The sequence below is a fragment of the Streptacidiphilus jiangxiensis genome, assembly GCF_900109465.1.
GTDB classification, from domain to species: domain Bacteria; phylum Actinomycetota; class Actinomycetes; order Streptomycetales; family Streptomycetaceae; genus Streptacidiphilus; species Streptacidiphilus jiangxiensis.
In genome coordinates, this window is the sequence record NZ_FOAZ01000016.1 from 89,686 (window position 1) to 104,733 (window position 15,048).

The following is a 15,048-nucleotide window of genomic DNA, read 5'->3' on the forward strand; positions in this document are numbered from 1 at the left end:
CAGCCGTAGTAGCATCGGGCCCCATGGAACGCGTCACGTTGATCACCGGGGGATCGAGCGGCATCGGTGCGGCCACGGCCAGGGCGCTGCTCGAACAGGGTGACCTGGTGGCGGTCACCGGTCGCGACGCCGGCCGCCTGGCTGCCTTTGCCGCCTCCGTCGACGCCGGGGAACGGCTGCTGACGATCGCCGGAGACGCCGCCGACGAGAACGACGTCGCGTCGGCCGTGCGTCAGGTCGCCGAGCGGTGGGGCCGGCTGGACACGGTGATCGCCAACGCCGGCTACTCGCTGCCCGGCACCCTGGAGGACCACGACCCCCAGGCGATGCGTGCCATGATCCTGACGAACGTCCTCGGCCCGGCCTTGCTGGTACGCGAGGCGCTGCCGCACCTGCGCGAGTCCAAGGGCCGGATCGTGGTCATCGGTTCGGTCGCGGGCATCAGGAACACGCCGGGGAACCTGTACTCCGTCACCAAGTGGGCCGCGCACGCGTTGGTCGAGAACGTCCGGCAGCTGGTGGCCAAGGACAGCGTCGGCGTCACGCTGGTCGCGCCGGGCGTGGTGGACACCCCGTTCTGGAACGAGCGCGGCGGCACGCCCGAGGCCACGCCGACGCTGACCGCCGAGCAGATCGCCACTGTGATCGTCTTCGCCGTCAACCAGCCCGAGGGCGTGGACGTGAACCAGCTCGTCGTGCGCCCCTCCGGCCAGTTCGGCTGACAAGGCCCGGAATGGCGGGATGTGCAACCGGCCGGTCCGTGCCGCCTCCCGCATGCACACCGACCGCCTGGCCCTGGGCTACGACTCGTCGGAAACCGCGAGGAGATCGCTCCCGCTGAGGGTGTACGTCAACGGAGGGTAGGCGAAGTCGGTTTCACTGTTCTCGCGACGCCGCAGTCGGTAGAACTCCTGCCGCTGCTCCTCGTCGGCCGCCACGAGGCGTGCGCCATCGGCGAGGAGGGCGTGTCCCTCGCGGAAACGGAGGAAGGTCTTCGAGGTGCGGAACGTGACGCCCAGCCATTCGTTGTCCACTGCGGGGACGGGCTTTTCCAGCACGATTCTGTGCCTCAGCCGCCGGTTCGACGCGACGGAGAACGCGACCACACCGTGGTGGAGGAGGGGGATCTCGACCCTCTCGCCCTCGGAAGTCTTCGATTCGACCACGAGTTTCCTCGGCGGTTCCGCCTCGGGATTCCGGTAGCAGGAGAAGACGGCGATGAACGACTCCTCGGCCAGATCCAGGGCCTGGTCGGAATGGGCGCCCATCGTCGTGTACGCGTTCGTGTAACGCTCGACGAGAGCGTTGTTGAAGGCGACCGAGATTCCCGCACGCTCCTGGATCCGCTGCGCCAGCCGCTCGTGCACCTCCCGGAAAGGCTGCGTCGGGTGCCGGTACTGCGTGGTCGTGCGCACGAGGGGCACGCCCCACCTCTCGTCGACCGCGGCCAGGACCGCGCCCTGCCGACCCTTTCCGACCTCCTCCCAGCGGGCCGCATCCGAGAGTTCCGCGAAGAGATCCCGCTCGGTCGGCAGGCTGAACGAAAGGATCTCGTCCGAGATGCTAGATCCGAGGGGCAACATAGTCTCCCGTGTTCATGCTGAAGAGGATTTCGTCGCCGTAGTCGATGACGGCGGAGGTCCGGTTCTCCTCTGCGTACAACCTGCGCAGCTCGTCCATACCGGCCGGCGTGGGCGGCTCCAGCCTCCGCAGTTCACTGCCCGCCTTGAGGAACGTGCCGCCGTTCCGGTGCACGGCTTCGGCGTTCGAGCAGCGCACCACATAGCCCAGTCGGGTCGGCAGCAACTCGGCGTCCAGCATCGAGGAGCGGATTTCGTGGGCGTACAGGCGGTTGGTGGACAGCGGCATGAAGAAGACCGAACCGGGATGGAGCGTCACCGTGAACTGCGCGGGGAGTGTGACGCCGTCGCCCGTCGCGATCGGCTCCTTGAGGCGGAAGTGGAGCTTGGTCATCCCGCTGACACCCTTGACGCCGTGGTCGAAGCCGTCCGCAGTCAGGGGCTCCAGTTCGCCGAGCCCGTCGTAGAAGGTGCAGAAGGCCATGATGCCGTTGGCCGGCATGTCCTTGGTCTTGTCGGCATGGGCCGAGATCTTCGCCTTCGACTGCTTGCGCTCCGGCGTGGCCGGGGTGTTGTGGTAGATCTGCGCGAGGACGTGGTTCAGCGGCGCCTGGTCCCGGAAGACGGCGGCGGCCTCGCGGTTCAGGTCCTCGACGATGTGCGTGTCCGTCGGGCCGAAGCCTTCCGTCGGCCCGGAGAAGTTCGTGGAGCACCGCAGCAGGCGGAAATGCAGTTCGTCACCGCTCCGCGTGACGGGGGTCAGATAGATTCCGCTGCGATGGGCCGTTCCGGGCTTGGTGGATTCCGTGAGCGACTGGAACGTGTGCTCGGCACGGATACGCTCGAAGAAATCAGAGTCCAGTCCGAAGAAGCGCGGGTAGTACACGCCGACGCCGTGCACACCGCGGGGGACCCGGCCGAGCGGGACGGGGGTCCAGGGTTCGTCGACGTTCTCGCGGTAGCCGTGCGACAGCTCCCGGATGACGAACACGCGGGCAGCCGCGTGCAGTTGGCGTTCACTGACTCCGGACACGTCGCCGGACAGGTACACGGTCCTGTGCGCGAGGTCGAGCGAACCGGAGGCGAGGTCCTGCGGCGTGACGACGGCCCCGAAGAAGTCCCTGACCACGTCGTGGTCCTGCAGCGCCGAAGGTGCCACCAGAACGGCGCCGTCGTGGTCGAGGCAGGCCTCCGTCGCCCCCGTTGTGTGCATCAGAGTGTGCCTGCCATTCGAAGGGGACGGACCGCCGGGCATCGATGCTCCCACGTTGATCGACAGCGGGCAACGACGTTCCGCCGCAGCGACACTGCAGCCGGCCACGGTCACTCCGGAGGTTCGGCCAGTTGATCCGCGCAGTGCCCGCGGACTGTCGCCCGCAGGTCTTCCACGCTGGCGCCCCATCCGCCCTGCCACTCGTCGTCGAGGCCGTACAGCCGGCCGAGTGGGAGGTCCAGGATCTCGGAGGCGTAGTCCTGGCTGATGACGATCTCCTCGGCCTGCTGTACGACCGCGCGTTCGTCGAGCCGGCCCGCCAGGCACTCCGCGGCCATGTGCTGGAAGACCGTCGTCACGGCTGCGAGCGGTTCCGGGAGGGCGCCCACGCCCATCTCGGCCAGGACAGCGGGCACCAGGTCGTGGAGGGCACGGGTGTCACGGCCGTTGAGCCCGGCCATCTCACGCAGCGCCTCGCCGTCGTGGCCGGCGGCCAACCACTGGGCCGCCCACCACGGGGTGCGTGCGGAAACCCGGCCGAGCACGAAGTGAGCGGCGACCACGTACGGCGCCGGCGCGCGGGCGCCGGGCGGGTCGTCAGCAGTCATCGGCGCTCGCGTCCGGCGTAGCTGATCAGTTCTCCCACCGGGTGAGCGTACCGTTCGAGCCCCTCACCGGACTCAGACCTCGCCTCTGTCGGCTGTGATCAAGCCGCTATCAGCTGGCGCTTGAGCCGCTAAGTTGGCACGTTGATCTCTGACGTTGCGTGTGGCCGAGCAGCGGACGCGGAGACAAGTCAGAGCTAGGGGTGGGTGCATGAAGGCGGATGGGGTGCGGGAGCGCTGGGAACTTCGGTCGGACGTGGGCGTGGGGCCGCTGCTCTTCGGCATGTCTCCGGCCGAGGTTGCGGAGGCCTTGCGGGTATCCGAGCCGCGTGTACGGGTTGGTGGCCCGTATGCGCAGGAAGACTTTGCAGACGGGATCAAGGCGTTCTACGACGTGAGCCGGCTTGCGTGCGTCGCGCTGGACGCGGTCATCGGTCCTCAGGTCTTCCTCGCCGGCCTCCCGCTTGCTGGAAGCGACTGGGGGCAGACCCAACAGTCTCTTCTGGACCATGCTGGGGAGCATGGCAACTGCATCTTGTTCACCGGTGACGGCTCGTACTCCCTGACCGATCTCGGGATTCTTATCCGGGCACAGCGGGTTGGGGATGCGTGGCTTACGCGTCCACTCTTCGTGAAGGAAGAGTGGCTGGACTCGCAGTACTACCGAGACCATCTCCCGCTGGAGCGTGTCACAGACTGACCGCTTGACTTGCCCTCTTGACCGGCCTAGGCCTTCAGGTGGCCACGAGGTGCCGGTAGCAGATGAACGCGGCAGCTATGGCTACGAAGCTGAGGAAGTGCTCGGACTTGCGCTCGTAGCGGCGGTGGAGCCGTCGGCATCCGGTCAGCCAGGAAGCGGTCCGCTCGACCACCCCCGGTGCCGGCCCAACGGGCCGGCGGGCTCGATCCCGCGGCGGGCCCGAATATCCCGCAATACCACTGATGCCGAGCACGTCAGCGCAGGACCGATGCGCAAGGCCGGAAGCGCATGCCTGAAGTGATGGGTGGCGCCGCCGACATGGGCGACGCCAGCATGAGCGCCACCGGGCGAGGGCCGTCTCTGCTGGTGGCGTCAGATGCGGACGATGTCGGAAGCCTGCGGACCCTTGTAGCCCTGCTCGACGTTGAAGGTGACGGTCTTTTCCTCGACGAGCTTGCCGTAGCCGTTGGCCGTCCGGTTGCGTAGTCGGCCTAGGCTCACCAGCAGAGGCCACAGGCGGGCCCACCGTTCGGGGTCGTGTGCGCGCCGGCCTCGGATGCCGTGCTCAGCCCGATGCCAGCTGCGAGCGCGAACGCTGCGAGCACCATTGCCATCTTCTTCATGCTGTTCCCCCATTCAGAGGAGCTAACTCAGCGCTCTGTCGGCCATGTCCCCTCTCTTGATACCTCGTTGCTCAGGGCGTGGGGAAGGGGACCCGAGAGCGCCATCCTGGTCGACGCCTCCTGGCCGGAGTTGGTGCGCCGACTCACCAGCGACGCCAGTCTGAAGCTCGTTGTGCAGGATCCCGCGATTGCCGCCCTGCGTGCCGCGTCCACGCGGCCGTCGGGTGCGGACGATGTCATGGTCGGTTCGTGGCCTCCACGAGGGTGAGTCGCCGCCGGCAGACCAGGGCACATCCGATGCTGAGCAGGGGTTCGTCAATCTGACGCCCGGTGGGATCCAACCACGCCATTGATCATCTTGTCGGAGGCCCTTAACCAGTGGCTTCGCGGGAACCGCACTGCTTGAATGCCGCGGTGGCCTTGGACGTGGGGGAACTGCTGGCAGCGCACGACCAGAGCCTTCGCGGCCCCGTTGCGGCGCATCCTCGGCTCGGCACCGTGGTCGAGCGGATCGGACCGCTGACCCTCACGCACTACGGCACCCACGGCACCGTCGACCACCCCGCCCTGGACGACCAGGCCTCGGCCGCGCACTTGGCCGCACAGGTGCAGCAGCGCGCGGCCGCGCGTGTGGAGCCGGTGGAATGGCGCGTCTTCGCCCACGACGCAGGAGCCTCGCAGTTGACGGCCGCGCTCGACGCGGCGGGTTTCATCGCTGGATGGAAGCGCAGCGTCCTGGTCGGCGCCGTCGCGGAGTTGGACTTCCCCCAGCCGCCGCCGGACTGGAAAGTCGAATCGGTCAGGTGGGAGGAGCCGCAGGCGCAGCACGCGCTCGACCTCTCCGCACGCTCCGGGCCCCATTGCGTTCCCCTGTCGGACTGGCACGCGATGCGCTCGAACCCCTCCTGGGACATAGACATCCGTGTGCTGACCCATCGCGGAAAGGCTGCTGCGGCCAGCTGGCTGGAGACCGTCCAGGGCACCGCGTTCGCTGCGGTCGGGGGCCTGACCGCCTCGTCTCCCGAGCTGCTGGCCGAGTCGCCCTTGCGCCGGTTCCAGCCGCCGACGAAGAGATTCCTGGTCGCCGAGGCCGACGGGCACCTGCGCAGCGCCCTCGTGGCCGTCGGGTTTCGGGACGTCACCACGGTCCGGTCCCACCACTGGACCCCTCCGGGCGAGCCCGCTGCGACCCCGCCGGCGAGACACTCCCTCGGAGACGCGGAGTTCCGACGGAGAGCACGTCGCTGTGAGGCCCGCGTCGGCTTCGACTACGCCGGCGGGAGCGGACGGTACGTCGCGCCGCTCGACTCGCGCCGCTGGTTCTACGGCATGCTGGACCGCGGCACTCCGGCGCTTGCCGCAGCCGAGCAGGCCATCCAGGGCGGCCTGCGTGCGTGCGTCCGGCCCGGCGAATGGGTCTACCAGTACCGTCCCTATCTCAACGGCTGGGAGTTCGACCCGCACCGGGTCGGCGGCCCGGGACAGCCGCACTGGCCGGGGAGCGCCATCGCCGACGGCGAGTTCCAGTTCCTCGCCACCGCGGACGCCCGCCTCGGCACGTTCGCCCACTACGCGGAACAAGTCCTCGTCGTCTTCGGGGACGACCTCGTCGAGCAGGTCGCGAACGACCTGGACCACCTGTTCGGTGGCGGCGTCTGGAGCTTCGGTTGAGCACTCGGGACTTACTCGGTCCGGAAGTCCTGGTTGGTGCCGGTGCCGGTTTTGCAGGTCCACTGGTCGAAGGTGGCGCCGGCGGTGGTGACGGCGCCGGTCTGGTCCAGGCACAGGCCGCTGTTCTGGTTCTTGAACTGCCAGGTGCCGTCGGCTTGTTGGACGGGCAGCCAGAGGCCGTTGGCGGTGCCGTTCTGGGTGTACTGGATGATGGCGGCGCCGTTGGTGGTGGAGGCGGACTGGACGACGAGGTCCTTGCCGCTGTTCTGGTCCTGCAGCTCCCCGTAGCCGCCGGAGACGGGCAGGAACTGGAGCTCCTGGCTGGTCTGGCCGCTCGTGGCACAGGAGTTCTGCTCGATCGCGGCGCCGTTGGAGGTGGAGGCGCCCGCGACGTCGACGCACAGGCCGCTGTGCTGCACCACCAAACGGTGGTACCCGGACGGGAAGGAACCTCCACCGCCTCCGCCCGTGCTGCCGCCGGTGATCTTGTTGAAGATCTTGGAGTAGGCGTAACCGGTGCCCTTGTCGTACCCGTCGACCTCCCAGAAGGCCAACTCCTGCACCCCGTGGGCGGCAGCGAACGACTCCAGCGTGCTCGCGTCGGACTGGCTGAAGACCTCGTTGTCGTCGTTCTGTCCGGCGATCGGGGTGAGCCCGAGCATGCCCCAGGCCCCGCTGCCCGAGATCCCGAAGATCGACTCCAGCTGCGGGACGCTGCCGTTGGCCGCCGACTCCGCGTCGTTCAGCGCGTTCTCACCGTTGCCGAAGTCCATCGTCATGATGTTGACGAGATTGACCTTCACGCCGGCCTTGACGGCGCCGGTCAGCATCGAGGTGACGTCGGACTCCATGCCGGTGGGGTCGACCGGCACGGTGAAGTCGATCTGCACGGCCGGGTTCGCGGCCTGCAGCTGGGCGAGGGCCTGGTCGCGTCGCTGGTCGGAGGCGGTGTCGTCGAGCACGGAGCCTTCGATGTCGAAGTCCAGGCGGGTGACGTGGTACGTGCTGACGACCTTGGCGTAGGCGGCCTCGAGACTGGAGACCGAGGTACAGGTCTGAGCCAGCTCGCCGCCCGAGGCTCCGCCGAAGGAGGGGATCACGTTCCCGCCGGCTGCCTGCAGGGCCGAGACCTGGGAGGTGAAGGCGTTCATCGCGTCGTTGTTGTCCTCCCACATCGGAGTGCAGCCCGACTGCGGGGTGAGGAAGGCCAGCGAGTAGAGCGCCGTGCCCGTCGCGTTCTTGTCGGCCGCCATGTCGCCCGCGTCGGCCGCGCTGATCTGCAGGTAGGGGGCGGAGTAGTGCGCGGGGAAGGCGGGCGCGGCGGCGTGTGCCGGCGCGGCGAGGACAGTGGCCGATGCCGCGGGCAGCACGGTGGAGGCGGCGAGAACCAGGAGCTTGCGGACGCCGTGGGGCATGCGTGGACCTCCGGACGGACGAAGGGGGACGGGTGGGGCCAGGCCTGGCGCAGGATGACGGAATCCAGTTAGTAATGCTTCCTAACTGGATTCCGCATTCAGGAAAGTAGAGACCTGGCCCGTGCCCGTCAAGAGGTTCGCGCCCCGGACCTTCGCGGGAACTGTCGCGCCGTCAACTACTCCGCCAGGATCACGACGTACCCGTCGGTCCCGTGCACCCGGATCCGCTGCCCGTCCCGGATCAGCCGGGTGGCGCCGTCCACACCCACGACGGCGGGCAGGCCGTACTCGCGGGCGATGACCGCACCGTGCGTCATCAGGCCGCCGACCTCCGTCACCAGTCCCGCGGCGCCGACGAACAGCGGCGACCAGCTGGGGTCCGTGAAGGGCGTGACCAGGATGTCGCCCGCCTCCAGATCGGCCTGCGCCATGTCCAGGACGACGCGGGCCCGCCCCTCGACCGTCCCGGCGGAGACCGCGAGGCCGGTCAACGCGCCCGCCGGCACGTCGTCGCGGCGGTACGACCCGGACAGGGCCACGCCGTCCGAGGTGAGCACCCGCGGCGGGGTGAGCGCGTGCTGGGCCCGGAACGCGTCCCTGCGCTGCCGCACCAGCGCGCCGTCGAGCGTGCGCGCGTCGACCACGACGTCGCGCAGCTCCTGGTAGGTGAGGTAGAACGCGTCCTCCCGCTCGGCGAGCACACCCGCCCGGACGAGGCGGTCGGCCTCCCTCAACAGGGCCTGCTTGTAGGCGAAGTAGCGGCGGACGATGCCGTACTTCGGGTACTCCCGGTACCCGGCGAAGGCCCGGACCTGGTCGATCATCCGCTTGGTCTCGTCGGCCTTCCGCTCCCCGTCGGGCAGGGCCCGCAAGCGGGTGAGAACGTCCTGCTCCTTCTCCTGCGCCCGCTGCCGTCCTTGCTCGAAACGCCGTGCGGCGGCGCCCGGTTCGAAGTTCCTGACGTTGTCGAGGATCACGGGGACGAGGGCCGCGGGGCGCTCGCTCCATCGCGGCCGGGTGATGTCGATCTCGCCCACGCAGCGCATGCCGTACCGGTCGAGGTAGGCCTCGACGGCGTCGCGCGCCTCGGTCCCGCCCGCGAGCTTCGGCAGCTCCTCCAAGAAGTCCTCCGTCTCGACGCCCTGCAGGAACGCCACCACCTCGGGGTGCCGCCGGACCACGTCCGCGACGTCCAGCAACGCGAGACCCATCTCGGAGGTGACGTTGTCCGGGGCGGAGAGCGTGAGGGTGTCGACCGCGTTCCTCTCGCTGAGCCACTCCTGCAGGCGGTCGCCCAGCCACCAGGCGGCCTGCATGCCCGCCATGATCGCCTGAAGGTTCTGCGGCTCACCGAGGACCCGCTTGTGCTCCGCGAACGCCTCCTCCAGGAAGTCGAACAACGCGAGGCCGGTCTCTGTCGCGATGGCGCCTTCCAGTGCGGCGATCGACGCCTCGCTGCGCGTGATCAGCTCGGCGACCAGGCCCGGATCGACCTCGGCCGGCACGGACGGCGGAGAATCCGGAGCCGGCACGGGCGGCACGGGCGGCGCGGACGGCGGGGACGCCGGAGCCGGCGGGGCCGGGGGAGTGGGGATGAAGTCCCCGTCGAGCACGGTCTCCAGCGCGTCCCGGACCAGCGGATCGCCCCGGCCCATCAGGTCCAGCAGGGCGTTTCGGCTCGCGGGCGAGGCCAGACGCGCGGTGGCGTCGACGAAGAGCCGCCCGCCCGCCTCGTGCATCGGCACCATCGCGGTCAGCTGCCACATCGACAGACCCAGCGGCCGCATCGGGTCGGTCATCATCTGCTGGTGCCCGACGGAGACGTAGACGCGGTTCTGCCCGTCGGGGTTATCCGGGACAGGGAACAGGGTCGTGACCGGTCGGCTCTGCACGATCCGGAAGTCGTCGTCGACCAGACACCACTCGATGTCCTGCGGGCGGCCGAAGTGCGCCTCGATCCGGCGTCCGAGCCGGACGAGCCGCAGGACCTGCCCGTCCGTCAGCGCCGGCTGCTCCTGCAGCCGCGCCTCCACGGGCACCTCGCGCGTTCCGCCGCCCGGCAGGGCGTGCAGGGCACGCTGTTTGACGGCGACGGTCCGGCCCACGACCTCGTCCCCGCGCACCCTGAAGACGTCCGGATTCACCAGGCCGGAGACCAGCGCCTCGCCGAGACCGAAGCCGGCGTCGACGGTGGCGGCCTTCCGGTCGCCCGTCACCGGGTCGGCCGTGAACAGGATGCCGGACACCTCGGGGACGACCATGCGCTGGACGACCACGGCCATGCGCACCGTGCGGTCGTCGATGCCGTTGCGCCGCCGGTAGGTCACGGCCCGATCGGTGAACAGCGACGCCCAGCACCGGCTGACGTGCCGCAGGACCTCCGCCGGCCCCACGACGTTCAGGTACGTGTCCTGCTGGCCGGCGAAGGAGGCGGTCGGCAGGTCCTCCGCGGTGGCACTGGACCGCACGGCGCAGGCGGCCCCCTCACCGAGCCGGGCGAGCCCGTCTGCGATCGCCGCGGCGACGCCGCCGGGGACGGCGACCTCCTCGACGGCCCGCCGCAGCTGCGCGCTCAGCGTCCGGATCGTCTGCCGGTCGTCCGGGTCGACCAGGGCCAAGCGGTCGAGGAGGGCTTCCAGCGACGGCGCCTGCGCCGCGACGAGCCGGAAGGCGTCGGTGGTCACGCAGAAGCCGTCCGGCACCCGGACACCCTCGATCCGCGCCAGCTCACCCAACTGGGCGGCCTTGCCCCCGACAAGGGCGACCTGGGCACCGTCGACCTCGTGAAGACCCACCACGTACCGCTCATGCTGCTGGCCGAGCACGTTCTGCCCTCTTTCCTGCGGATTGCGACGTAGGCTGCCGATTCTCCGCCGAGACCGGGGCCTTGTGGCAAGCCCCCCGCCGTGCTATACGGTAAGAGTGGCGGGGGGTTGCCACGGATCATGCCGCCGACGCCGCTACGGCGCCGCCGGTGCGGTGGTCATTGCACCACCGACCAGACGAAGGTGGCCGACCCCGAGGCTCCTTCCGCATCCGTCGCCGTCACGGTCACCGTGTAGGTGCCCAGCGTGCTGCCGCTGCCCGAGACGGTGCCGTTCGACGCGATGGTGATCCCCGGCGGCAGCCCGGTCGCGGTGAACGTGAGGGCCGCCTGCGTGCCGGCCGAGTCCACGGCCTGCATCGGGAACGAGACCGCCGCCCCCTTCGGGCTGCTGTACCCGAACGGGTTGACCACGCCCACCGTCTCCGCGCCCGGAACGCCCGAGTTCGGCGTCACGTTCGCGCTGACGGCGGTGTTCGCCAGGGAGACCCCGGCGTAGGAGGCGCCCGCGGCGACCTGGCCGGTCAGTGTGTGGGCCAGGCTCGTCGTGCCGGACATCGGAAGGCTCGCGGACGAGTCCCCGACCTTGATCGAGTACGTGCCGGCCTGGGCCTCCCACTGGTTGTCCGCCGACGACCACGACGCCAGGTCGTGGACGGCCAGCGGGAAGCTGACGGTCGTGCTCTGCCCCGGGTTGAGCATGACCCGCTGGAAGCCCCGCAACTGCTCCGGCGGGTCCTGCCCGGCGGCCGGGTCACCGACGTACATCTGCGCCACGTCCGCGCCCGCCACCGAACCGGTGTTGGTGACCGTCGCGGTCACCGTGGCCCTCCCGTCCGCGTCGAACCCGCCCACGGAGAGGTTGGAGAAGGCGAAGGTCGTGTAGGACAACCCGAAGCCGAACGGGAACGCCGGGGTGATGTTCTGGGACTGGTACCACCGGTACCCGATGTCGACCCCCTCGCTGTACACCGTGCCGGTGGCGGTGCCCGGCCACTGCGCGGTCGTCTGCGCCGGGACCTGGCCGAGGCTGCTCGGGAACGTCACCGGCAGTTTGCCCGAGGGGTTCACGGTGCCGAACAGCAGCGCCGCGACGGCCGCCCCCGTCTCCTGCCCGCCGTACCAGTTCTCGAACACCCCGGCCACCGAGCCCAGCCACGGCATGGTCACCGGAGAACCGCTGTTGATCACCACGATCGTGTTCGGGTTCACCGCGGCCACGTCCGCGATCATCGTCTCGTCCGCGCTGGACAGGTCGAGCGTGGTGAGATCGGACTCCTCGCCCTCCGGCGCGCTGACGTAGACCACCGCGTCCGTCGCGGCCTGCGCCGCCGCGACCGCCTGCGGGATGTCGGTGGTGCCGTTGTCGTCGCCCGGTGTGTAGGTGACCTTGACGTTGGGTCCGACCGCCTTCTGGATGCCCGTCAGCGGCCACACCGCGTTCGTGCTGTCGACCCCGCCGCTGCCGCCCCCGGCGATCTCGACGGCCGCGCCGCCGTCCGTGCCGAGCACCGCGACCGACTCGTTGCCGTTGGGGTTGAGCGGCAGCAGGCCGTTGTTCTTCAGCATCACGGTGCCTTCCTCACCGAGCTGCAGCGCGGTCTGCTGGTGCGCCGCGGTGGTGACGGTCGCCGACAGCGAGCCGCTCGCCGGGTTGTCGAAGAGCCCGAACGCGAACATCTGCGTCAGGATCCGGGCGACCACGGAGTTCAGCGTCGCCTGGTTCAACGTGCCGGCCGTCAAGGCGGCGGAGACGTCGCTCGAGTCCGAGAACGGCATCGCGATGTCCATCCCGCCCTCGGCGTCCGCCACCGCGTTCCCGGCAGCGCCCCAGTCGGACACGACGAACCCGCCGTAGTCCGCCTGCTCGTCGAGGCCGCGCTCGAGCATTGCGGCGTTGGCGCAGGACGGCGCGCCGTTGACCACGGCGTAGGAGCACATCATCGAGGCCGGCGCGGACCCGGCGACGGCGGTGCGGAACGGAGCCAGGTACAGCTCCTCCAGCGCCTGCTGACCCACCGTCTCGTTGTTCTGGCCGTTCGGGTACTGCTCCTGGTCGTAGGCGGCGACGTGCTTGACGTCCGCCATCACGCCCTGGCCCTGCAGGCCGTTCACCTCGGCCGAGGTGATCTGGCCGGCCAGGTAGGGGTCCTCTCCGTAGGTCTCGTAGGTACGGCCCCAGCGTGGGTCCCGCACCAGGTTGGTGGTCGGGCCGAGGGAGATGTTGACGCCCTTGCCCGCGAACTCGGCGCCCTTCGCCGCGCCCTCCTGCTGGATCAGGGCCCGGTCCCAGGTCGCGGCGGCGTTCTCGCCGTCGGGGAACGCGGTCACACCGCCGTTGCCGTCGCCGACCCCGGACGGCCCGTCCTCCATGTTCAACGGCGGGATGCAGAGATTGGGGATGCCGCCGACCTGGCCGATGTAGGTCGTGCTGCCGTCGCCCGAGGCGAGGGTGACCTCCTCGGACTGGTCCATCGTGTTCAGCACCTGCTGCACCCGCTGGGCGACCGGCGCGGTGGAGCCGACCCACGGGCACACGCCGTTGCCGCCGTTGCCGTTGCCGCCGGTGACCGGCGCGACGGTGGTCAGGCCGTAGACGTCGAGCTCGAACAGGGAGTAGCCGAACTGTGTTCCGCGCGCCGTGCCGTCCATGCGGACGTAGCGGTCGGTCACGGAGGCGGGGATGGTCTGACTCCCGCCGGTGCCGGTCGTGGTGGAGTAGATCGTGTTCCAGGTCGAGCCGTCGTCGGACACCTGGATCTGGAAGGCCTTGCCGTACGCGGCCTCCCACAGCAGGCCCACGCTGCAGATCTGCTGCGGGGAGCCGAGGTCGACCTCCAGCCACTGCGGGTCACTGGCCGCGCTGGACCAGCGGGTGCCGGGGTTGCCGTCGGTGGCGTCGGCGGCGGGGTAGTCGGTGGCGTCCTGGGTGGACGAGGCGGTGGTGGGCTGGTCCAGGGCCAGGTCCTGGGTGCCGCAGTACTCGGTCGGCCCGCCGCCTCCGCTGCCGCCTCCGCCTCCGCTGCTGCCTCCTTGGGTGAAGGCCATGAAGTGGAAGTTCCAGCCGTTGGAGTCCTGGTCGAGGGTGAGTGTCTGCTGTCCGGCGGGGAGGGTGAGGGTGGCGGTGACGGTGGTCCAGGTCTGGTAGCCGCCGGTGTCGGGGACGGCGACCGGGCCGGTGAGGTTCGTGCCGGAGGCGTTGGCGAGGTGCAGCGCGTCCGTGATCGCGTAGGGCGAGGACACCCGGAAACTCGCGGTGTACGTACCGGCGGTGGCGACGTTGACGGTGTACTTGAACCACTGGCCGGGCGTCTCCCAGCCCATGTCGTAGGCGCCGCCGGGCGGGGCGGTGTCGCTGGTGTCGGCGGTGGTCTCCAGGTCCACGCCGTCGGTGCGGTAGTTGTTGGCGGTGCCGTTGGCGGCGGTGACGTCGTAGGCGACGTTCGCTCCGCCGGTGTCGTAGTTCGCGGCCTGGACCGTGCCGGGCACGGCGGCCGCCGTGCCGCCGAACGGTGCGCTGCCGGACGAGCCGCCGCCGCCTCCGCCGGAGCCCTGGGTGAACGCCATGGCGTGGAAGTTCCAGCCGTTGGAGTCCTGGTCGAGGGTGAGTGTCTGCTGTCCGGCCGGGAGGGTGAGGGTGGCGGTGACCGTCGTCCAGGTCTCGTAGCCGCCGGTGTTGGGGACAGCGACCGGGCCGGTGAGGTTCGTGCCGGAGGCGTCGGCGAGGTGCAGCGCGTCGGTGATCCCGTAGGGCGACGACACCCGGAAGGCGACGCTGTAGCTGCCGGCGGTGGCGACGTCGACGGTGTACTTGAACCACTGGCCGGGCGTCTCCCAGCCCATGTCGTAGGCGCCGCCGGGCGGTGTGGTGTCGGTGGTGTCGGCGGTCGTCTCGAGATCGACGCCGTCGGTGCGGTAGTTGTTGGCGGTGCCGTTGGCGGCGGTGACGTCGTAGGCGACGTTCGGGCCGCCGGTGTCGTAGTTGGCCGCCTGGACCGTGCCGGGCACGGCGGCTGCCGTGCCGCCGAACGGCGCGCTGCCGGCGGCGTAGGCGGAGGTGTGCGCCCCGACGAGCGACAGCGCGAGCAGGCCCACGAGGGCGAGCAGCGCCCTGAGCGTGGGCCGGTGGCGGGTCGATCCTGATCGGCCGCGTGCACCTGGGCGCGCGAGAGGAGCCCTCATGGCATCACAAACCCTTCCTGACAGGTGATTTGCGGGGTCCCGAGTTCCAAGAGAGCGCTCTCTCGAAGGAGAGGTGTAAGCCAGCGGCTCGGACATGTCAAGGTTTCGCGCGGAGTCGCCCGCCCCGGGGTTCCCGGGACGGAGCGTGTTCCCTAGGCTTTCGGGCATGGACAACGGGGGAGACACTGCGGTTCGCAGCGGGAGTTTGGGGCCTGTCGCCCACCGGGCTCGATGG

At 70.0% G+C, this 15,048-nt stretch carries 10 protein-coding genes; 3 read left to right on the top strand and 7 right to left on the bottom strand.

All coding sequences use genetic code 11. The features are described 5' to 3' along the window. The first annotated feature begins 23 nt into the window (after window positions 1-23). Window positions 24-722: an SDR family oxidoreductase gene (locus tag BMY61_RS27470; RefSeq protein WP_042444998.1), complete on the top strand. Its 699-nt coding sequence runs from the start codon at window positions 24-26 to the stop codon at window positions 720-722. 78 nt (window positions 723-800) lie between these two features. Here BMY61_RS27470 and BMY61_RS27475 read toward each other — a convergent pair whose 3' ends face one another. From BMY61_RS27475 to BMY61_RS27485, 3 genes are all read right to left on the bottom strand, one after another. After that, window positions 801-1,583, bottom strand: coding sequence for an alpha-ketoglutarate-dependent dioxygenase AlkB (locus BMY61_RS27475; protein WP_042444996.1), 783 nt, complete (start codon window positions 1,581-1,583; stop codon window positions 801-803). Further along, window positions 1,564-2,793, bottom strand: a complete 1,230-nt coding sequence (locus BMY61_RS27480; protein ID WP_042444994.1) for a hypothetical protein — start codon at window positions 2,791-2,793, stop codon at window positions 1,564-1,566. The genes BMY61_RS27475 and BMY61_RS27480 overlap by 20 nt, the downstream gene beginning before the upstream one ends. 110 nt (window positions 2,794-2,903) lie before the next feature. After that, entirely contained in the window at window positions 2,904-3,401 is a 498-nt protein-coding gene (locus BMY61_RS27485) for a hypothetical protein (RefSeq protein WP_042444993.1), read from the bottom strand. A gap of 208 nt (window positions 3,402-3,609) precedes the next feature. On the opposite strand from BMY61_RS27485, the gene BMY61_RS27490 reads away from it, so the two are divergent. Further along, window positions 3,610-4,098, top strand: a complete 489-nt coding sequence (locus BMY61_RS27490) for a hypothetical protein (RefSeq protein WP_169791847.1) — start codon at window positions 3,610-3,612, stop codon at window positions 4,096-4,098. A gap of 372 nt (window positions 4,099-4,470) precedes the next feature. Here BMY61_RS27490 and BMY61_RS46505 read toward each other — a convergent pair whose 3' ends face one another. Then, a complete protein-coding gene (locus BMY61_RS46505) occupies window positions 4,471-4,599 on the bottom strand; it encodes a S1 domain-containing protein (RefSeq protein WP_161791222.1) in 129 nt (42 codons plus the stop codon). A gap of 536 nt (window positions 4,600-5,135) precedes the next feature. Here BMY61_RS46505 and BMY61_RS27505 point away from each other — a divergent pair. After that, on the top strand, window positions 5,136-6,392 hold the full coding sequence (locus BMY61_RS27505; RefSeq protein ID WP_042444989.1) for a DUF2716 domain-containing protein: 1,257 nt from the start codon (window positions 5,136-5,138) through the stop codon (window positions 6,390-6,392). 11 nt (window positions 6,393-6,403) lie between these two features. Here BMY61_RS27505 and BMY61_RS27510 read toward each other — a convergent pair whose 3' ends face one another. From BMY61_RS27510 to BMY61_RS27520, 3 genes are all read right to left on the bottom strand, one after another. Beyond that, entirely contained in the window at window positions 6,404-7,807 is a 1,404-nt protein-coding gene (locus BMY61_RS27510; RefSeq protein WP_042444987.1) for an RICIN domain-containing protein, read from the bottom strand. A 176-nt stretch (window positions 7,808-7,983) separates the two neighbouring features. Then, complete coding sequence (rph, locus tag BMY61_RS27515) at window positions 7,984-10,632, bottom strand: rifamycin-inactivating phosphotransferase (protein WP_042444985.1); 2,649 nt, start codon at window positions 10,630-10,632, stop codon at window positions 7,984-7,986. 158 nt (window positions 10,633-10,790) lie between these two features. Further along, the gene (locus BMY61_RS27520) at window positions 10,791-14,813 is read right to left on the bottom strand and encodes a glycoside hydrolase family 3 C-terminal domain-containing protein (protein ID WP_075004089.1); all 4,023 of its coding nucleotides are present in this window, start codon (window positions 14,811-14,813) and stop codon (window positions 10,791-10,793) included. Window positions 14,814-15,048 lie beyond the last annotated feature (235 nt).